Origin of the sequence: Streptomyces sp. CA-251247, assembly GCF_050952975.1 — a bacterium.
GTDB lineage: Bacteria > Actinomycetota > Actinomycetes > Streptomycetales > Streptomycetaceae > Streptomyces > Streptomyces achmelvichensis.
The window spans coordinates 8,056,823-8,077,059 of record NZ_CP191861.1 but is presented as its reverse complement, the minus strand read 5'-3'; the positions used below and the strand labels follow the sequence as shown (position 1 = coordinate 8,077,059).

Annotated in this window: 15 protein-coding genes and 1 pseudogene; 8 read left to right on the top strand and 8 right to left on the bottom strand. The window is 67.4% G+C overall.

Annotated elements, in window-relative coordinates; translation table 11 throughout:
- Positions 1-54 precede the first annotated feature (54 nt).
- A complete protein-coding gene (locus tag ACQPWZ_RS36125; RefSeq protein WP_433573663.1) occupies positions 55-279 on the top strand; it encodes a hypothetical protein in 225 nt (74 codons plus the stop codon).
- 25 nt (positions 280-304) lie between these two features.
- Entirely contained in the window at positions 305-1,237 is a 933-nt protein-coding gene (locus ACQPWZ_RS36120) for a helix-turn-helix transcriptional regulator (protein ID WP_433573662.1), read from the top strand.
- A gap of 96 nt (positions 1,238-1,333) precedes the next feature.
- Here the strand turns inward: ACQPWZ_RS36120 and ACQPWZ_RS36115 are convergent, their stop codons facing one another.
- Positions 1,334-1,927 carry a short chain dehydrogenase gene (locus ACQPWZ_RS36115; protein WP_433573661.1) on the bottom strand — a complete coding sequence of 198 codons (594 nt, stop codon included), beginning with the start codon at positions 1,925-1,927 and terminating at the stop codon, positions 1,334-1,336.
- A gap of 368 nt (positions 1,928-2,295) precedes the next feature.
- Here ACQPWZ_RS36115 and ACQPWZ_RS36110 point away from each other — a divergent pair, with 368 nt between their 5' ends.
- Positions 2,296-2,622 carry a DUF4333 domain-containing protein gene (locus tag ACQPWZ_RS36110; protein ID WP_433573660.1) on the top strand — a complete coding sequence of 109 codons (327 nt, stop codon included), beginning with the start codon at positions 2,296-2,298 and terminating at the stop codon, positions 2,620-2,622.
- 713 nt (positions 2,623-3,335) lie between these two features.
- Here the strand turns inward: ACQPWZ_RS36110 and ACQPWZ_RS36105 are convergent.
- On the bottom strand, positions 3,336-3,710 hold the full coding sequence (locus ACQPWZ_RS36105; protein ID WP_433573659.1) for a toxin Doc: 375 nt from the start codon (positions 3,708-3,710) through the stop codon (positions 3,336-3,338).
- The gene (locus ACQPWZ_RS36100) at positions 3,710-3,949 is read right to left on the bottom strand and encodes a hypothetical protein (protein WP_433573658.1); all 240 of its coding nucleotides are present in this window, start codon (positions 3,947-3,949) and stop codon (positions 3,710-3,712) included. Before ACQPWZ_RS36100 ends, ACQPWZ_RS36105 begins: the two co-directional genes overlap by 1 nt.
- A gap of 747 nt (positions 3,950-4,696) precedes the next feature.
- Here ACQPWZ_RS36100 and ACQPWZ_RS36095 point away from each other — a divergent pair.
- A complete protein-coding gene (locus tag ACQPWZ_RS36095) occupies positions 4,697-5,341 on the top strand; it encodes a hypothetical protein (RefSeq protein WP_433573657.1) in 645 nt (214 codons plus the stop codon).
- A gap of 292 nt (positions 5,342-5,633) precedes the next feature.
- On the opposite strand, the gene ACQPWZ_RS36090 is transcribed toward ACQPWZ_RS36095, so the two are convergent.
- Positions 5,634-6,017, bottom strand: a complete 384-nt coding sequence (locus ACQPWZ_RS36090; protein ID WP_433573656.1) for a VOC family protein — start codon at positions 6,015-6,017, stop codon at positions 5,634-5,636.
- A 206-nt stretch (positions 6,018-6,223) separates the two neighbouring features.
- On the opposite strand from ACQPWZ_RS36090, the gene ACQPWZ_RS36085 reads away from it, so the two are divergent.
- From ACQPWZ_RS36085 to ACQPWZ_RS36075, 3 genes are all read left to right on the top strand, one after another.
- Positions 6,224-8,839, top strand: coding sequence for a Helicase associated domain protein (locus tag ACQPWZ_RS36085; protein ID WP_433573655.1), 2,616 nt, complete (start codon positions 6,224-6,226; stop codon positions 8,837-8,839).
- Between the two features lie 199 nt (positions 8,840-9,038).
- Positions 9,039-9,350 (top strand): hypothetical protein, encoded by a 312-nt coding sequence (locus tag ACQPWZ_RS36080; protein WP_433573654.1) that lies wholly within the window; start codon positions 9,039-9,041, stop codon positions 9,348-9,350.
- Between the two features lie 434 nt (positions 9,351-9,784).
- Positions 9,785-10,951 (top strand): DNA gyrase subunit B, encoded by a 1,167-nt coding sequence (locus ACQPWZ_RS36075; RefSeq protein WP_433573653.1) that lies wholly within the window; start codon positions 9,785-9,787, stop codon positions 10,949-10,951.
- Between the two features lie 41 nt (positions 10,952-10,992).
- Here ACQPWZ_RS36075 and ACQPWZ_RS36070 read toward each other — a convergent pair.
- A pseudogene (locus ACQPWZ_RS36070) lies at positions 10,993-11,698 on the bottom strand (IS5 family transposase); the annotation flags it as partial.
- A gap of 658 nt (positions 11,699-12,356) precedes the next feature.
- Here ACQPWZ_RS36070 and ACQPWZ_RS36065 point away from each other — a divergent pair.
- Positions 12,357-13,184, top strand: a complete 828-nt coding sequence (locus ACQPWZ_RS36065) for a hypothetical protein (RefSeq protein WP_433573652.1) — start codon at positions 12,357-12,359, stop codon at positions 13,182-13,184.
- A gap of 3,206 nt (positions 13,185-16,390) precedes the next feature.
- On the opposite strand, the gene ACQPWZ_RS36060 is transcribed toward ACQPWZ_RS36065, so the two are convergent.
- From ACQPWZ_RS36060 to ACQPWZ_RS36050, 3 genes are all read right to left on the bottom strand, one after another.
- Positions 16,391-16,954: an SUKH-4 family immunity protein gene (locus tag ACQPWZ_RS36060; protein ID WP_433573651.1), complete on the bottom strand. Its 564-nt coding sequence runs from the start codon at positions 16,952-16,954 to the stop codon at positions 16,391-16,393.
- A gap of 17 nt (positions 16,955-16,971) precedes the next feature.
- The gene (locus tag ACQPWZ_RS36055) at positions 16,972-18,498 is read right to left on the bottom strand and encodes a nucleic acid/nucleotide deaminase domain-containing protein (protein ID WP_433573650.1); all 1,527 of its coding nucleotides are present in this window, start codon (positions 18,496-18,498) and stop codon (positions 16,972-16,974) included.
- A gap of 100 nt (positions 18,499-18,598) precedes the next feature.
- A complete protein-coding gene (locus ACQPWZ_RS36050; protein ID WP_433573649.1) occupies positions 18,599-20,182 on the bottom strand; it encodes a hypothetical protein in 1,584 nt (527 codons plus the stop codon).
- Positions 20,183-20,237 lie beyond the last annotated feature (55 nt).

The following is a 20,237-nucleotide window of genomic DNA, read 5'->3' as shown; positions in this document are numbered from 1 at the left end:
GCACGCATCCCGCAGAACCGGGTTCTTCAGAGGGAAGTCGCCACCCCGTGGTCCGTGAAGGGCGTGGTGATGCGGCACATCGCCGAGTCGGACGGAGAGCACGTCCTGGACACCACCGCAGACGGCCTGCGCATCATCGAACCGGACGGCAGCTGGGCCCTGGCACTGCCCGATCCGGCGCAGGCGGTGACCCGGGTGTGGGCCGACGGCACGAGCCAGGAGGTCTCACAGCGGCTCCTCGAGAAGTGGACCGACCGCGTGCTGAGCGCAGCGGGATGACCCTGCATCTGACAGGGTCAGGCACGTGACGACGACGAAGGGCATCCTGGTGGGCATGGAGAGGCGATCCGAACTCGGTGAATTCCTGCGGACCAGGAGGGCCCGGCTGCGCCCGGAGGACGTCGGCCTGCCGGACTACGGGGGCCGGCGGCGGGTCCCGGGTCTGCGCCGGGAGGAGTTGGCCCAGCTCGCAGGCGTCAGCGCCGGCTACTACACGCGGCTCGAGCAGGGGCAGAGCCCCAACGCCTCGGACGCCGTGCTGGACGCGGTGGCACGGGTCCTGCAGCTCGACGAGGCGGAACGCGCCCACGTGCACAGCCTCGCCCGGCCCAAGCCCACCTCACGCCGCCGTCCGCGGCCCGAGCAGCTGCGGCCAGGTGCGCAAATACTGATCGACTCGTTCGGCAGCGTGCCGGCGCTCGTCCTCGGCCGCTACAGCGACGTGTTGACCTGGAACCGGGCGGCGCACGCGCTGATCGCAGGGCACCTACCGTTCGACGCCCCGTCGCAGCCGCGGCAGCGGCCGAACATCTGCCGGCTGGTGTTCCTCGACGAGCACACCCGAGAGCTGTACGCCGACTGGCGCGCCAAGGCCCGTGACACGGTGGCCGATCTGCGACTGACCGCGGGCCGGTACCCCGATGACCCGGTACTCACCGAGCTGATCGGCGAACTGACCGTCAAGAGCCCCGAGTTCGCATCACTGTGGGCCGCCCACCCCGTTCACCCGTGCGTACCGAAGCACACCCGCGACTTCCGCCATCCGCTGGTGGGTTCCATGACTCTGTACAACGAACTCCTGGAGCTGTCGCTCGCCGACGGCCAGCGGCTGGCGGTGTTCACCGCTGAGCCCGGATCCGCATCGGCCGCGGCCCTGCAACTGCTGGCAGACCTCGGTGCCGAGCAGGAGACGCCGGTGCGCCAGAACACGTTCTCTTCCCTCAAAAGGCAGCAGTGATCTGCGCCTTCCCTCCCACGTCCGCGCCCTGAGCGCGGACTTCCCGGCCCGGCAGTGCCTCCCCCGTCACTGCCGGGCCGGTCCTGTGAGGTGGTGTCACCCGGAGCCCACCGAGAGGGTGTGTCCGTGCGCCGTGCCCTCCACCGCCTCCACGTACAGCTCTGCGACCCGGGCGGCCGGAGTGCCGTCGGCCGTGTCGAGGCCCATGGCCTCGAGGCTCTCGCGCACCCACCCGGGGCTGACGACATTCAGACGAAGACCTCGCGGCATTTCGATCGCGGCGGAATGCACAAAGGCCTCCAGCCCTGCGTTCACCAGGAAACCGAGTGAACTCCCGGGCACGGGCCCAGGGAAGCGGCCGCTGGTGAGGGTGACGGAGCCGCCGTCGCGCACATGACGGATCGCCCGCCGGGTGAGATCGACCTGCCCGATCAGCTTCGCGTCGAGCCCGTCCCAGAACACGTCGTCCTCCTGCGCGTCGAGAGGCGCCATCCCCCCGCTGGCCGCACAGGACACGACGGCGTCGACCTCTTCGGCCCCGGCGAAGAGGTCATCGAGGGACGCCACATCCCTGAGGTCGGCCCGCAGAGGGCCGGAACGCGAGACGGCCAGCACGTCGTGACGCGCTCTCAGGGCGTCGGCCACCGCACTGCCGATGGTTCCTGTCGCACCGATGACCATGATCCTCACAGCGTCTTCCGTTCTGTTCCTCGGGCCGTGGTGCCCGGAACAAGACTGCTCCGAGGAGTGACCGACACCCAGTCCTCTGCTGGGAGTACCCCTGCGGTGACCACCCCCACGGGCGAATGAAACGCACGCTCGGTAACCACCGAGGGGCATCAACTGTCCACCGACACCCCTCGCCCTTGGGGTTGTTCGCGGGCGGCGGCACGGAAGCGTGTATCGCGGTTGACGTGGAGAGGCGGGCGATGCGGCGGCGGCAGAGGGCTGGTGGGCGGGCCGCAGAGCCCGCGCCCGCGTTACTCTTCGCGGTCCTGGAGGTAGTGCCGAAAAGCACTGGTAGCCTGGCGCGCTGATATCGAGAGCAGGGGGAAATCGTGCGCGGATTCATCCGTATTGCAGCGGTAACGGCCATCGGATCGCTGGCCCTTGTCGCCTGCAGCTTCACTGCAGGGTCGTCCGCTGACACCGTGGGGACGAAGGAGCTGGAGAAGCAGGTTGACGATGCGCTGACGAAGCAGGTCGGCCAATCCCCCAAAACGGTCGATTGCCCCAAAGGGCTGAAGGCGGAGGAGGGCGCGCAGACCCGGTGCACCCTTACTGCCGACGACGGCACCCGCTTCGGACTCACAGTCACCACCAAGCGCGTCAACAGCGACAACAAGGTCGACTTCGACATCAAGGTCGACGACAAGCCGATGTGAGGCACACCGGGACGCCCAGAGTCCTAGGTTCGGCCAGCGGCGCGCTTGCATGAAGGAGCGCGGGCACTCCTACGGCACACCAGTGGAGGCAGGGGACGACTTCGAGCGCGCCCCGTAGGGTGGTCTGATGTTCGATCGTTTGGAGATCAGTGTGTTGCCGCTGGGTCCCCGGTTCGCCGCCAACGGCGAGGACATGATCGCGGGGGCGTTCTACGACGGCGGCGGCCGTGGGCCGTTCGCGGCTGATGTCCTGCCTGTCGCGGGCCCAGCCTGCTGCGGGCCACAGCGAGGCGCGCCGTCTGGAGCTGGGCGAACCTGAGTGCACCGGCGGTTGCTGCGGCATCCTGTCCGTCGTCGTGCAGCGGTTCGGGGGCATCGTGCGGTGGTCGGACTGGGAGGTTCCGTGCGAAATTCCGCACACTCCCGTGCCCCCGCCGCCGGAGTTCCGCTTTGACGCCGGCCAGTACGACGCGGAAGTGGCTCGCGCTGAGGCAGATCGGCGGTGGCAGGTCCCCGGGTGACACAGCGCAGCGCGAACCTCCCCAGCCGGAGAGTACCGGGCCTTCTTCCACGGGCTCGGTCCAGCTCAGGCTCTACGGGGAGTTCATTCTTTGCCAACTCGGCCCGGCGGCGGCCCGAAGGAGCCGAAGGTAGCTCTGTACCTGATCTTGTGACAGGCGGGGAACGCTCGAGCGGGCCTGGGGAGCGGTGTGTCAGATGCGCCAGCTGCGGATGTGGTCGGCTGCCTGGTAGACGTTCGTCTTGCCGGCCTGGATGTCGCGGACCAGGTCGGTCATCGCGCCGTAGGGGGGATCGGTGCCCTCGCCGGAAGCGTGCATGTAGGCGGCGGCGACCTGGCAGGCGTAGAGGCTGTTGCGGTAGGGCAGTGGCTGGAGGCGGACGAGGGTGTGCAGCAGGGCTGCGGCGCGCCAGGCGGTGTCGGGGTCGGCAGTGGCGGGGCGGGGGATGCGGGTCCTGTGGCGGGCGACAGCGGCGACGAAGGCGGAGTAGTCGGCGACACTCACATCTTCAGGAACGGCTTGCTCCTGGACGTCCAGGAGCCAGGGAACGTCGATGTAGAGGACCATCAGGCGGCGTCCGCCCCCTGCGGGCGGGAGGAGGGGGGAATCTCGTCGGGGAAGGCGTCGTCGAACTCGTCACGACGGGTCTCGCCCCAGGAGACGGCATAGCGGACGAACTGCAGGCGCTGCTGTTCACGCAGGGGCAGGTCGTGGACGAACTGCTTGAGAGACTTGCCTTCGGCGGCCGCGGCGGCACGAACCGCTTCGAGCTCCTCGTCGGTGAAAGTGATGTTCAGGGACGGCATAGAAACCATGGTACCTGTTAGGTACCAACCGTGGCCATAGCTCTCGACGGCAGTGGGCTCGTCCCGGAAGAGTCGGCGTCCCGCCGCGAGCAGCCGGGCTTCAGCCGGGGACGGATTCCGACCGAACCTCCTCGATCACTGACCGTCATACTGATCACTCCTGGGCTGCACCCCCGGGCGCTCCCCAACGCTGCAGACAGTGGCCATCTCCTACGCCAGGCACGCCCGACGAGGACGTCCCTACCCGGCTGCTCGGGGATCGTGAGGTCGCGAGTGGGCACACAGGGTGCCGTCCACAGGCTCAGCTGCCACTCAGCGGTGAGCCCCGCGAGGGGTAATGCCACGTCTGCTCATCAGTCGAGCGAGCAGATACTTTGCCGTGTCGGGAGCGCAGGCAGTCGATGCCGTAGTCGCCGACCACATTGCGGTAGACAACGACTCCCGGGCCGTCTGCGGCGCAGACCCGGAACAGGCCACCATTCGGGATCCATGAGGAGCTCGGACAGCGCATCGATATCCGCGCCGTCATCCCCGGATCACTCCGGAACAGAACGGTCAACGCCCGTTCTGGCCTGGCCTTCCAGGGACCGAGTTCCGGTGAGTCGTCGGTCCCCGGGATCGTGGCGTTCAGTCCTCGGTGTGGGGCTGGACGGGTGGACAGCAGCCTGGGGCGGTGGGCGACGGGGCACGATCGAGGGTCATTCACCCGGCCAGGTGCTGACGATCACCGTCCGGGGAAGACATGATGTGTCGACCCTGGACCTCCTGATCGGACGGCTGCGTGTGAGCACCACCTCATCTGAACTTCCCACCGGCCGTAGGCCGGGACGTACCTGGACGGTGCGGCTGACCGGACACGCCGACCGTACGGCCACCGTCTCCTGCTCGACGAAGGCTTGCACGATGCCGGCCAGGTCGCGGGACGTGGCCGGGCTGCGCAGGTTCGCAGCCCTGCACGCCGCCTCGCACGCCAAGGCAGCGCGGGTGAGGGAAAGGGCCTCCTGCCAGTGCTGGGCGCAGAGTTGTGCGGCGCACGAGGGCATGCGGGTGCACTGCGCAGGCACCACCGTGCTGGTGCTGCGGCACGATCCGGCAGTCGGCCGCGTGTGGCATCTCGCCGAGGTGTGCGCGGCGTGCGCCAAGCTGATGACCCATACGCGCGTCGTCGGCACGCCCGCACCCTCCGACCGCCCGGCAGGTACGGCGCCGAAGGTGCGGACAGACCCCAACGAGGGCGCCGGGCAAGGGGTGCCGGAGCAGGCGGCGCCTGTTGGGGTGGCGGTGGGGTTCTCCTCCCCCACTCCTGCCGGCGGGGACGAGACACCGCGCCGTGCGCCCCGGCAGGCTCGGCGCGGTCAGCGGGGCGCTCCGGGCGGCGGCCGGCGCCGCTGAGTCCCGAAGGCCTCGGCGACTGCGACAGCGCCCTGCGGAGGGCTCGCACAGGCAACTTCATCGAGGAATTCCGCTACTTGCGGCTCCGCCGGCTCCCGGCGGGCCGCATGCACGCGGCCCCGTGCGCCGCATTCCCGATGGCGGCCGGCAGTGCACTCCGCGCCCCGCAGCTGGAGCAGGGCGGACGAGCCGCGTGCCGCGCCGCGGCCAGATCAGTAACTGAGCGTTTCAGAACCATGTTCAGAGCCGAGGACCGCGGCGGGCTGTGACGTGAGGGGTACTTGAGGTCCCGTCAGGTACCTTCGGCTTCTTCCTGGGGAGTGACGAGACAGAAGGGGTGGCCGACGGGATCGGCGTACACCCGGTATCCGATCGGCTTGTCCGACCCGTCGAGCAGGGTGGCGCCCAGTGCCAGTACCTGTGACTCAGCCACATCGAGATCCGCGACCATCACGTCAAGGTGCATCTGCTGAGGATGGTCAGGGACGGACCATTGCGGCCGACGGAAGTCGTCGACCTTTTGGAACGCCACGACTTCCTTACCCGGCGTGCTGCCGATCACGACGAACTCAGGACCGTCCTCCAGCCGTGAGAGCGACAGCAGTTTCTCGTAGAAGAGTGCGAGCTCGGACGGGTCGGGGCAGTCGATGACGGTGGTGCAGAGGTGGCCGATCATCTCGCCGATTATGCCGCGTGATGCCGAGGAGCGACCACGTCCGCCGTCCGTACAGCCGCCCCGCGCATCCACGTCCCGTACCCTTCGGTGATCATGAGCCGTTCGCGGCAGAGTGCTGTACTGACCTGCTGCTTTGTGTCCCTCTCGGGATCGTGTCCGCCCCTGTCGATAGCCTGGGAGTCTGATTCAGGGAGGAAGCCGGCGTCGTGATCGAGCTCCGTGAGCACCAGGTGGAAGCGAAGCGGCGGATTGTCCGAGCCTGCGTGGTGTCTGCGCGTACCGCGCCGGCTGGGCGCGGCGCTCGGGCGACCGTTGTGTCGGCGACGGGTTCCGGGAAGACGTACACCGCTGCCTCCGCCGCGCTGGACCTCTATCGGCATGGCCGGATCCTGGTGATGGTGCCGACGCTGGAACTGCTGGTACAGACGGCCGAGTCGTGGCGTCGGGTCGGGCACACGGCGTCGATTGTGGCGGTGTGCTCGATCGAGAAGGACGAGGTCCTTGACCGGCTTGGGGTACGGACGACGACGAACCCGATCCAGCTCGCTCTGTGGGCCGGGACCGGGCCGGTCGTCGTGCTTGCCACGTACGCCTCCCTCGTCGACCGGGAAGACCCGAGCGAGCCGTCGGGCCGGGTCCGTGGGCCGCTGGAGACGGCGCTCGCCGGCGGACCGGCGATGTACGGGCAACACCTCGCCCCGTTCGACCTCGTCGTCATCGATGAGGCTCACGGAACCGCGGGTGACCTGGGAAAGCCGTGGGCAGCCATCCACGACAACGCACGCATCCCGGCCGATTTCCGCCTCTATCTGACCGCCACACCGCGGATCCTGGCACCGGCCCGGCCGGCACGTGGGCGGGACGGCGAGGAGGTGGCGCTGGCCACGATGGCTTCGGATCCCGACGGCGTCTACGGCGAACGCATCTACGAGCTCGGCCTGTCGGAGGCAGTGGAGCGCGGCGTCCTCGCCCCCTTCGAGATCGACGTGCTGGAGATCGAAGACCCGGACTTCTCCGTCGGCCTGTCCGAGGAGGCCATGCGAGGGCGGCGTCTCGCGCTGCTCCAGGCAGCCCTCCTGGAGCATGCCGCACTGCTCAACCTGCGCACGGTGCTCACCTTCCACCAGCAGGTCGAGGAGGCGAAGGCGTTCGCCGCGAACCTGCCCGACACCGCATCCGACCTCCACGACACCCAGGTGTCCGAGCGGGCGCTGGCCGAAGCCGATGCCCGGCCCGCATCCTCGATCCGCGCCGAACCCGCCGGGCTGGAGGACCTGGAGGCGGGGCGGCATGTGCCGGCGGACCGGGTGTGGGCCGACTGGCTGTGCGGTGACCACCCCATCGCCCACCGCCGCGAGGTCCTGCGCCAGTTCGCGAACGGCATCGACGCCGCCGGCCATCGCGTGCACCGCGCATTCCTCGCCTCGGTGAAAGTGCTCGGCGAAGGGGTCGACATCGTCGGCGAGCGGGGCGTGGAGGCCGTGTGCATCGTCGGCGCCCGCGGGTCGATGGTGCAGATCGTGCAGAACATCGGCCGGGGCCTGCGCCCCAACCCGGACGGGACGGCCAAGACCTGCCGCATCATCGTGCCCGTCTTCCTCACCCCCGGCGAGGACCCCACGAACATGGTCGCCTCCGCCAGCTTCCAGCCCCTCGTCGACATCCTCCAAGGCCTGCGCTCGCACGACGAACGCATCGTCGAACAGCTCGCCTCTCGTGCCCTGACCAGCCGGCCCCGGGAGAAGAAGCACCACGTCACCAGCACCGGCGCATCCGGCGGCGAGGACGAGACCGCGGAGCCCGGACCGGTGAGCGTGATGATGAACTTCGCGTCCCCCCGCGACCCGTCCACCATCGCTGCGTTCGTGCGCACCCGCGTCATCCGGCCCGACGCCACCGTCTGGCTGGAAGGCTGGCAGGCTCTGCGCACCTGGCGCGCGGCACAGGGGATCACCGACCGCCATGCCGTGCCCTACGAGACGACCGTGACCGTCAACGGCAGTGCGTTCAATCTCGGGTCGTGGATCCACGAGCAGCGCCGCAGCTACAGGACCGGTCTCCTCGACGAGCACCGCCGCGAGCTGTTGGACGAGGCCGGCATGGTGTGGGAACCGGGTGATGAGGCCTGGGAAAAGAAGCTGTCCGCGCTGCGCTCCTTCCACCGGGCCCACGGACACCTCGCGCCCCGGCAGGACGCCGTATGGAAAGACACCGAGAGCGGCGAGAGTGAACTGGTGCCGGTCGGACAGCACATGGCCAACCTCCGCCGCACAGGCGGCCTCGGCAAATCCACCGACCGCGCCGAGCAGCGCGCGGCACAGCTCGCATCGATCGACCCCGAATGGAACTGTCCCTGGCCGCTGGACTGGCAGCGTCACTACAAAGTGCTTGCCGACCTCGTCGACGCCGATGGCATGCTGCCGGTCATCGAGCCCGGTGTCCTCTTCGAGGGCGACGATCTCGGCACGTGGATCGCCCGGCAGTCCCGCGACTGGGCCCTCCTCTCCGAAGAACAGCAGCGGCGCGTGGAACGGCTGGGCATCGAGCCGGCCCCGAAGCCCTCCCCCACGCCGGCTGCCAGGGCTGCAACGAAGCGGCCGGTGACGGCGGCCTTCCAGCGCGGTCTGTCCGCCCTCGCGCAGTACATCGCACGCGAGGGCACCACAACGGTTCGGCGGCCCCACCGCGAGACGATCGTCATCGACGGCCGGGAGCACGAACTCGCCCTGGGCATCTGGTTCGCCAACCAGAAGCAACGACGGGACAAGCTGACCGAACCGCAGCGGGACGCGCTTGCGGAGCTGGGTGTGGAATGGGCGTGATCCACCGTCCGGACGGCTGGTGAACGAGGGGGATACACGAGAGCGCCGGAGTTCACGCCACTCCGCAGCCGGCCGGCCGCTGTAACGCGGCATGGTGGCCCGGTGAGGAAGATGGGACACCGGAGGGCTCGGGGTGGATCTCCTGGCGGGGAAGGCGATGACGCCCGTGTTGTCGGGGCGGCACGCTACCCTCCGTCGGGTGACGAGCGTCGGCACACGTGATACCCAACTGAACCGGCTGTGGGGAGCGGTGTGCGCCTTCGCCGGGATCTTCTTCCTGCTGTGGGCACTGTCCTGGCTCCATGCGAGCGTGCTCCATGAGGACCTGCAGAATCACTGCGCCGATCTGCACACGGCCCGCTTCCCCTTCGAAAAGTCGTGCACGCATGAGGACGGCACCGTTGAGGGCGCGAACAGCGTGCTCTTCGACGTGATCTTCTTCGGCTCGATGACTGCCGGAGTCGTATGCCTGGGAGCCGCGTTCACGGTCGAGGCCGGCCGGAGGACGTAGTCCAGAGACCGCCCAGGGCACGACTGCTGTCGTGCGAGTCCGCTGGTCACCCATCAGAGCGGTGACGGCCGTACGCGCTGCCTGACCGCGCTACCAAGTGCCCGCAGCCGGCGCCGGCATGGCTGCGTACGTGGACAGTGATGTGGACGCTCGGGACGTCTCCACGTCATCACTGCGGTGACGGACCTGTCTGTCTCCGCAAGGCGTTGACACATACCGAAACCGAGGGCTCCAGGACTGCCGGGAAGGGGCTCTACGCGGCCTCGGCGTGCCGCCGGCCGTGGTGCGGCCGAGCTTTACGCTCCCTGGTCCGCCCGTCTCCTGGCAGACGCTCACCTGCCCGTCCACGCCCTCGCCGAAAGGCCTTTGACCTGGCATTTTCTTCCTATCCAACTAGGCTGACAGCGCTGCCGAGCTTCGCCGAAGGGGGCCTCATGAGTGACACCGCCGACAGGTACGACGCCACCCACATCCAGGTGCTGGAAGGGTTGGAAGCCATGCGGAAGCGCCCCGGGATGTACATCGGCTCGACCGGCGAACGCGGGCTGTATCAGATGGTGTTCGAGGTCGCGGACCGGGCCGTGAACGAGGCCCTGGCCGGCCGCGCCAACTCCGTTGAGATTACCCTCACACCCGACGGCCGCGTGTGTGTCGCCGACGACGGACCGGGCCTCCCCATGGAGCCCACCGCGGACGACGGCGACCTCATCCTCGAAGCCCTGCTGACCCAGATGCACGCCAGAGAGGAACCCGGGGGCCGCCACGTGGTGAACGTGACCCGCTTCGGCATCGGGCCCTGTGTCGCCAATGCCCTGTCGAGCCGCCTGACAGCCGAGGTACGGCGGGACGGAGTGCGGTGGATCCAGGAGTACGCTCACGGCGTCGCGATCGCCCCACCCGGCGCCACGGGACCGGCTACCGGAAGCCGAACCGCCATCTCCTTCCTTCCCGACCCAGCCATCTTCGGAACGGCGGAATGCTCGTTCACCGTGCTGGCGGCCCGGTTCAGGGAACTGGCTTTCCTGAACCGGGGCCTGGACATCTCGCTGACCGACGAACGCCCCCGTGAAGCATCCCGGTCCGAGCGGTTCCGGTTTCCGTCTGGGGCGCGGGACTTCGTCACCTTCCTCGACGCGCAGGCCGGCGATCCCGTTCATCAGGACGTCATCGGCTTCGAGCGGGAGGTCCCGCATATGGCGGGGACTGTAGAGATAGCCCTGCGGTGGTGCGACTCCCGCACGGAGCGGGTCCGGACCTTCGCCAACAGCCGTCCCACCCCCGAGGGCGGAACGCACGCGGTGGGCTTTCGCGACGGGCTGGCGGCCGCGGTCAACGCGTACGCACGGGAGCGGGGGCTCCTGACGGCGGCCGACCCTGACCTCGGCACCGACCGGATCGGCGAGGGCCTGACGGCGGTCGTATCGGTGAAGCTGGACCGTCCCGAGTTCCACGGTGCCACGCACGGGGCGCTGAGCGGCACCACGGTTCGCGCCTGCGTCGCGGAGGCCGTCCGGGAACACCTCGGCGGCTGGATGAAGGGGCACCCGGAGCAGGCCGCAGCCGTCGTCGGCCGGATAATACGGAGCACTCGCCAGGCCTGAGCAGCACTGAGCTTCCGGCGCTGAGCCGCGGAAGGCCAGTCTCATCGGATGAATCGGCGGAAGCAGATGAGGGCGCTGGCAATGCCGACGAAGGCTAGGAAGTGCTCAGCCTTGCGCTCACAGAGGCGGTGCATGCGACGAAGCCGTATCGTCCGCTCGACCACCCAGCGGTGCCGGCCGAGGCGGCCGGAGGCTTCGATGCCTCGGCGGGCGATGCGGCACGATCTGCCGACGCCGCAGCTATCCGCGTAGGTGGTGGAAGTCGTATCCCCTGTCCGCATGGAGCCTGGCCGGGCGGCGGCGCCGGGGCCCGAAGCGGGAGCGGATCGTCGGGATACCGCGCATCAGCGGGATCAGCGCCTGGCTGTCGTGGAGGTTGCACCCGAAATGCCCACCGAGATCGGCACAGGCCGTTGCGGTCACAGATGACGTGCACCTTCGACCCGAGCTTGCCGCGATCGGTCGGGTTCGGTCCGGTCAGGGCCCCCTTTTGATCGCCCGGCCGCTGACCGAGGCGATCGCGCAGCGCGACCAGTCCAAGCCGCCGTCGGCGCGGAGCCGGTCCAGCATCACCCGCTGCAGCTCGGCCCACACCCGGACCGCGGACCAGTCGGTGAGACGCCGGTGCACCATCTGCCAGGAGGCGCCAAAGACCGGCGGCAGCTGCCGCCAGGTGCAGCCCGAAGTGGCGACGAAGATGACCGCGGCTAACACCGCACAGTCATCACACCGCCTTGGGCTCGTACCGGCGGCTCCGGCACCAGGCTCTGAACTACGCCCATGCCAGGAGCAACGACCCAGCGCCAATCGAGACACCGTCCTATTCGAGCCTCCCGGACACAGGCGGTCGGTGATCGCCACGATGAAATCCTCCAACACATCCACGCGACGACCGGCACGCGCTCGAATCCTGAACGTCCGCATAGCGTGAATGCACTGCCTGAAGCCTGAACGACTGCACGGTGCCGATGTCCGCGTGCACTTCAGCCACGGCCAATCCGCCGTGCCGCGGCCACCGCCAGGGCGAAGTAGCTCTGTGGACCGCGACAGCTGGCCAGGGTGACGAACCAGTTGGCGACGATGCCCTGGCTGCTTCGCTCCCCGGCGCCAGGCTCTCGCCGACGGGAGTTTGCGCCTGTGGCTGCGGGTCACTCACAGGTAACGGCGCTGTGCCGTGGTACGGTCCGAGCGCCGGTCTGCGAAGGACTGGACCGTGTGGAAGAGCTGTCCCGGACGCTCTATGACACCGACAGAGGGTGTTGGGCACCCACTTCGCGCTCGAATGTCATCCCTGACACGCATCGCGTGGTGATCCAGTCGGCCGGGCGACGACGAAGGACTCACCGTGCCCTCCTCACCCCGCCGCCAGGCCGCACATCTCCGTGCCTCCTACACCCGGGAGACTGTGGCACTCGCCGCCCCCGGGATCGCTCGTCGTGACAGGAACAGCCTTGCGCGCCAAAGCGGTCTGGGCCTCGATGTCTGCACAGCGCCGCAGCGGCGACTGCGTGCACTGCTGGCCCTTGGCATGTTCAACCACGGCCCCACCAGTCGGTGGCCGCGCCCCGTCAGTCTCGCCGATGTGACCCGCTACACCGTTGTCATCTCCCCTCGCTACAACGATCTGGTGATCACCACCCGATCCCCCTACAACGTGACCTGCTGGCTGGTCGGCCGCGACACATTCCCTCAGATCGGGCTGCCGGGCCTGCGCGTGGAGAGCTGTTACGACGAAGGATGGCGCCTGCGTCACCTGTCTACCGGCGCCACCATGACCGTGACCAATGACCGCCAGGGCCGCTTGCAAGGCCCACCGGACAAAGAAAGCAACCACGCCCGCCTATGGACCACCGACACCCCCGTCAGCGACGAAGAGTTCGCCGTACTGAACGAACTCCCGCACCTCAGCCCCGACACCGAAACCCTGCTCGCCGCGCTGACCGTACGCCTCTGCTCCCACGCCCCGGACGGCAACTGGGACATCGGCATGTGGTTCTGCGACCTCACTGACCGGCCCGACCGCGGACACGCGCATCACCGCCGGCTGTCCGTCGAAGGCGACCGATGCACCCTCCACTGGGATTCCGACCCACACCCCGAAGACCTCCGCGCCGCCCTCACCGACCCAATCGTCGGACTAGCCGACGCCAGCACCTATCCGACACACGATGGATGTCTCCTCCACTACGGACGGGCTTGCCTCACCACTCATCCCGTGGCATTCATGTTCTGAAGGCGGCAGGGATCTCCAGTCTCCCCACATGCTGCTGCAACGATGCAGCCCGTGGCTCAGCTGCGCGGTCGCTTCGTCTGCTGCCTGATATCGACCACGAGGAAGCCGGGCTCACTGACGTGCACAACGTCGATGTCGTCCATGTCAACGAGCCCATGGGCAGATCGGTTTCGGCGGCATCAGTTGGGATGCGTTCGGTCCCGCCCCTTCCCGTCCTCAGCGGGCCGCCGCGGCACTGATCCGCCGACGTGATCAGTCGAGAATGGTGCAGGCGCTGCACTGGCCATGGCCGGTCGGGTCGGCTCGCCGCGGGGTTGGCCCGGTACACGAGCGGCAGGCCGGCCAGTCCAGGCACAGTGGGCACAGGCTGCTGCCGGCCACCGTGCCCGGACGACCACAGCTACCGCACTCCACCAACACGCGAGAGACAGTAGGAGACGCCGAGTCGCCAGCCGGCAGCGAGCCGGAACCGTTGGCCCGGCGCGGGGAGACGGACGATTCAGCCGGGGTGTCGCAGGCAGCGTCAGCGCATCCCGCGCCGGGGTAGGCGGCGTCGGGGCCGGGTGGTATGCCTAGGGCACGGACCCGGGCCGCGATCACGGCCGCCACGCTGGTCCGCACCGGTCGGGGCAACGGCCGTGCAGCGATGGCATGTTCCACCCGCTGCACGCTCCAGCCCTGCTGCAGCAGACCTTCCACCAAGGCCCCTATTGCATGAAGATCCGTCCCGGTCAGACGTAGCGGCGGGTTAGCGGCACCGATCCGCTCCAGCAGCTGCACCCCAGGCGACAATGCGGCGGGCGCTGGCTCGGCGGAGGACGGTGCGGTGTCGTGGAGGCGGGCCGTCGGCGCGGGGTTGCCGTGACCGGTCGCCCATTCTGGTCGAGCGGGGCCGGGGGGGAAGGGGGGCCTTCTTCTCTTCCTCGTTTTCGTCTTCTGGTCACTGATGTTCTTACCCCCCGTGCCGGCCAACGCTGGATCAGCCAACGTCGGATAATCCGACACAGGAGAATCCTGGACGGGCGCATCCAGCACAGGCCGACCCGGCAACTCCCCCGGCTGATCCGGCACGAGCAACTCGGACGACAGTGACAGCGCCGCAGGACGTAAAGACGCGGACGCCGCGGTCACAGCCGAAGACTCGAGCGAGAGCGCAGATGAAGCCTGAGGCGCGTCTGCGGGTGCAGGGTTGGGTTTGTGGTCGCCGGGCAGGGATGCAGACCACGGCTGGGGCAAGGCAGGAGGCGGTAGCGTCGGGGAAGCCGCGCTCCCGACACCGCCGGGTTGGTCCGTGATCACGTACACCACTGGCCCCAGCGTGCCATCCCTCCGTCGCACCCGCTCACGACGCAGATACCCGAAGTGCTCCAACTCCCCCAACCCGGCCCGCACCGCATCCCGGCCCTCGCTGCCGCAACCGGCCAACGCGGCAACCGAAACCCGCCACCCTGACCTGTGCGACGCGATCAACCCGAACAAGCCTTTCGCCTTGAAACTGATCCGCCCATCCCGGAACAACGCATTCGACACCTGCGTAAACGGAACCGACCCGAGTACCCCACGCTGCACCCCCACACTCGAACTCACCACACCACACCCCATACAAAGATCACGAACATCAACACCTCCCACCCCCGAACCCCAACCGGCACGCGAATAGGGGCAAAGAAGACTACCGAGGGACGCGCCAGTAGCAGAGTCGAGGACGTCGTCCTTCGCGAACTGCACTCTGTCCGCGGGACTATGACTCACCGGTAGCGCCCGGCACCATGGCAAACATGCACACCCGTCGCCCAGTGGATATGCACACATGCACAACCAACGCTTGCGGCCGACTGCAGGTACAGCAGGGAGCCTCCCGATTGAGAGGATGCTCGCAGCGTCTCCTTCATGGGTTGATCAGTTGACCGGAGGCAGCTAGTCAGTGATCACTAATGCGATGGGCGCTGGTTCAAGCCGTTGATGCCGCCTCAGCTGGCCCGTGGGCGACGGTCTGGAGCTCCAGGCGCGGACGCCGCCCGACGGCGACGTCGGCGCCAGGGCTTCCACTGCCACCGCGACACAGAGAGCCGGACACCTGCGCAGGAGCAGCAGGTCGACCACGCTGTTGCCGCCGGGGTCAAGTGTCGTCGGTCCGGGCATCAATCAGACGCCTCAGGCCCGTGGATATTGTCGCCGAAGACGACGTAGTGCGCAGTTCAGGAAAGCATCGAGTTAGGGTCTGGGTACCCGTCTGCTGAGAGTGCGGCCCGCATTGACGCCTCAGGCTTTGAAAGTGCGTAGCACTTCCCATTGTGTCAGCCTGGCTATGAACGTTCGTTTCCATCGGGCATGCAAGGAGCGCTATGAGCAGGAATGCCCCAATGCCGGACGAGTCGGGCCGGAGCCGTCAGGACAAGGCTCAGGACGCGGATGAAAGGCAAAAGCACCGGAGCGAGCCCAAGGGCAAGAAGCAGCCGTCCAAGCGGCCCCCGGACCCACGTCCGACGGCAGGCCTCGAACTCGACACGGGTGAAGACAACGATCGGGAAGGCATCCCCCAAGAGCGGGAAGTCTAGACAGCCACCTCGGTGCGGGTCACATCCGTGTGATCCTGAGCGCACCGGTCGAACTCTCAGGGGGGGCGTCCCCCCTGGGCCCCAACTGGGTTCGGCGGCGAGGACCTATTCGGCAGCGGCACGATCAGAGCCTCAGCGCACCACCGAGGAGGCGGCTATGGGGCAACACGGCGGACACGTGGTCATCTTTCCGAGCTGGGTTCCCCAAAAGACCATCATCGACATCATGTGGGACGATGGCAAACTCTCGACTCCCCGACCAAGAGACAGGTGGGATGGAGAACTCGCCTTGCTCGCAGGAACGTTCAGCACCAGGGGAGAATGGGAGTGGGACGCAGCAGGGCAGAAACTGGGCTTGTGGGTGCCCGTCCCAGGCGGCGATGGCCACCGGCGTTTGGTCGCAACACTCGACCAATTCACGTTCCCGCCCAGAGGGATGACGGGAACGGGCAACCTGATGCCTGGTCTTGCACCGGTTGCCGGCGACCTAGCTATGGCTTGGCAAGGTGACCCACCCTAGTAGAGGAATGTCGGCACACTCACGTGATCGCCGCGCGAGCGTTTGAGCCCGCCAACGCCGGCAGCGGCTGCGGAAAGAGTCAGAGGCTTCCCAAGCATGGGGACCATCAGCGGCGAATCAAGCGGACCTCACCACATCCCGTGTTCCAGTTCCTCCAGCGACAGATTCCATTGCGATTCCTCGTCAGCGAACGGAATGGGGTCGAAGGCGCCCACGACCTGCTTGAAGCGTGCCGCCAGTTCCTCGGGGTCAGCATCATTGTCGTGCTCGACTTCAAGCTTGCGGAATTCGATGAGCGCGTACACCAAGGACTCAACGTCCCGGTGGAGTTCGACATAGCCGGAGCTCCCTTCCGGGAAGGCATACACCTTTGCCGACTTCGGGTCCACAGCCACGAGAGAAGTGAACAGGTAGCCGAGCATCCACCAAGAACGGCTCTCCCGAGGACAGGTCATGCCGTAATGGTCGAAACGGCTCCCCAACGTGATCGCATCCAGATCTGTGGGGTAAGGGTCCGCAACGTCTTCTCGGGAGGTGAAAGCCTCCGAATGCGGAAGTCCCACAGTGCTCAGAAAGTTGGCCGAACGCTCATCGAAATCGACTACCGCACTCTGCGGAAAGTACACGATGTTCTGGAGTCCATAGGCCTGCATCAACTGTATGGGAGTCACAGAGAAGTTCACGCGGGTCATCCTACCTTACTGTGCCGCTACTTACCGTGAAGCGTCTTCAAGTGGTCGACATATTTGCCATGTTCAACGTTCGTCGTCTTACCGTCCGCCTTATAGTAGTCGGCGACGTGGGTCACCTTCACGTCGTCCCCGAAATAGTAGTCCAGCCAGCGTGCACACTCGGGAGACTTCCTGCAGGGCTCCCGCTCGGTGAAGACCTCGGTCAGCCCATCCTGTTTCCCATTGTGCAGGAGCGGCCGTCCGATCATGCGCTCCGAGTGCCCGTTCTTGTTGCTGTATCCGACGAGAATGGACTCTTCTCCGTCAGGGGCAACATAGCGGCCCGCAGCATAGTTGGTCCCCTTGTAGTCGTCCCGCGCGATCCTGGCCGACTGCGTCGCCCGGACGAGATCGTCGTTACTGTCGAAGTCGATCTTCGTCGAATCAGCCCTGCCCGGATGTTTCGCATCGGCGTAGAACTCACTCTTTTCTTTCGGAGTGCCGGGGATCCACGCCTTACCGTCGTTCAGCACAACACCGTTGAGCCGGGTCTTGTCAGCGTCGTCGAGTGTTTCCGTCCGCCCGTCTTCATACAGGCGTTGCACCGATCCGTCAGCATTGAGTAGGTAGGTGCGAACATCGCCGCCGTCGACGTCCTCGCAGCCGTCAATATCCTTCTTCTTTTGGCCGTCGGTACCCTTGTGGTCCTTCTTGCTCTTGTCGATCTTGCCGCCGTGGTCTTCGAGGGTCTTGACCATCTCGTCGGCCTTCTTGTCGACGGCGTCCTCGGCCTTGTCCATGACGGTGGACAACTTGTGGAACCGGCTGTCCTTCTTCACCGACGTCTTACGCCCGGCGCCGCCGGCCTTGAACTCGCCCTTCTTCTTGTCGAAGTTGGTGGCGGTCTCCTGGTAGCCGCCGGCCGCCTTCTCGAACTCGTCGAACTCGATGACGAGGTCCTGTGCCATGTCCGCGCTACCCGTGGGCATGACGTCATACGTGCTGCCGCCGCCGAGCTTGTCGGAGAACAACTTTTCGATCTCCGCAAGGACCTTGGCTTCGATCTTGTCGGTCACGATCGACGTGATCTGCTCGATGGCGTAGTCGATGGCTTCCTGAATGACGAGCCGCCCGGCGGCGATGGCGGCCGCAGAGAGCAGACCGCTGAGGCCCACGGTGAAGAACATGCCCACGACGCCGGCTGTGGCAGTGGCAGCCGTTGCAGTCAGCTTGCCGATGATCGCGACCTTGCAGGTGACGATGAGGCCTGCGCATTCGTCGAGGGCGCCGGCCAAGTCGTCGCAGCCCTTGGCGAAGGTCGCCAGATCTCTCGTGGTGAGCTTGCCCCAGCGTCGGTCGATAGCCTTGACCGTCTCGCCCTTGCTCTTGCCGGCGACGATGTGAGAGCAGGCGTTGTTGCCTTCCTTGACCGCGTCGCGGATGCCTTCGGCAAGGTGCCGGTAGTCCTTCGCCGAGGCTCTGACTTCGTCCTCGTCGATCTGTGGCCAGTCGATGCCGATGAGGTCCATCACCTCTACCAGGTCATCGGGCAGCGTCATCCCCATGCAGTACCCCCCGTTGGATCAACGCCTCTACTTTTACGGCCGATTGAGTGCCCGTCAACTTGTCGCAGGTGAGAGCGCTGTGAATCAGTCGGCCGCCCAGTCAGACCGTCGAGGGATCGCTGCCTGTGGACGCCTGCCGTGGGATGAGACAGGTCAAGGCCTCATCCATCCCTATGAAGACCCGACCGTCCCTGTCGAGGGCTACGGCCCGGACGGGGGGTCCAGGTCGGAGCGTTTGCTGCGTACCGGTCTCCCACTGGATCCACTGCACCACGCCGTCGTCCCAAGCCACCACGAGGGAAGGTCCGCTGGCCGTGAGCGCGGCATCGAGGCACACCACGGGGCAGGACCGCTGCACGACGGGAGCGGACATGGGGGCGTGGCCAGCGCCCCATGCCCGCACGACGCCGTCCGCACCCCCGCTGTACACGACAGGCATCGATGCTTCGCTGTCAGCGGGGACGCTGAGGACGGCCAGAGCGGTCACTGGCCCGCGGTGCAACGGCTCCGACCCGGCAACGTCTCCGATAGTTCGCACCGTGCCGGTGCTGTCGCCGACTGCCACGATCCCGAGGTCGGGTCCCGCCGCAGAAGCAAGCGCCGTGCCTGCGCACTCCTGCACGGCCGACAGCAGACGCTGCACATCCGTGGGACCGTCGTCGAGCAGCCTCGCGATACCTGACCCCGCCGGCCGGACGGCCCAACTGCTCTCGGCGTGGACGTGACCGGACTCGTCGAGCAGCAGCACTGTGCCGTCAGCCATGACCGTCATGTCCACCGGTTCACGGCGGCCGTGCGGCAAGCGTCCACAAGAGGAAGCGTCCGCCACGCTCAAGGCCTTCACGAGGCCGCCCGGACCCGTCATCAACAGGCGGCCTGCGAGGGGCCCCGCACCCCGGGCCAGGGAGGTGACAGCACCGGGCCACGGAGGGGCCATGTCCCCGCGGACGCGACTCCATTCCACGCTCCAATCCGCTTCCGCCGCGACCTGGGCCAGCGCCGGCGCAAGCCTCGGGTCGGCAGAATCGCCCAGCACGCACAGAAGGCTCACAGCGCGGGACGCGGATGACTGTTCCCTGCACAGGGACTGCCCTGCTCTCAACCAGGCAGCGCGAAGCCCTCCATGGTCAGAGTCGCTGTCGCCCTCGTACGCGGCGGTGACCTGCCACGGATCGGCTGCACAGACTGCCACCGGATCGGAAAGGTCCACCACCGGGTCCGCACCCCTTGGCACCGTGCTGCCTTCGGCTTCGGGCAGGGACGTCTGCCACTGCTCGAAGCGCGCCTGGTCCCTCCACACCTCCAGGTCCAAGTCCAACTCCGCGCACCCGCTGAGGGCCAGACGCCGATGTGCGAGGCTACCGGATCGGGATTCGACGATAATCCGGAGGTGCGGCAGGCGCGCCAGGTCGAGCACCAACTGGGCGCTTTCCCCCTCATGGAGGTCGGGCAGAACGATCACTGTGCGGCGCTGGTCACGACTCAGCATGGCCACGAGATCTTCCGGATCACGTGCCACGACGCCGAGCTGTTCGGCCAGCGACCAGACCGTGCCGCGCAGGCTCCGCCCCGCGCCGGGCGTGACGGCGTGGACGGCGCGTTCAGCCGCAGTCTCGCGCTGGCTGCCGTGGTGCACCAGCCAGGCGAGCAGCCCCGATTTCCCCGATCCCTCGGATCCGGACACGAGGCACAGGCGAGGGGCCTGTGGGTCGGCAAGCCAGCCCAGGAGAGCAGCAGCC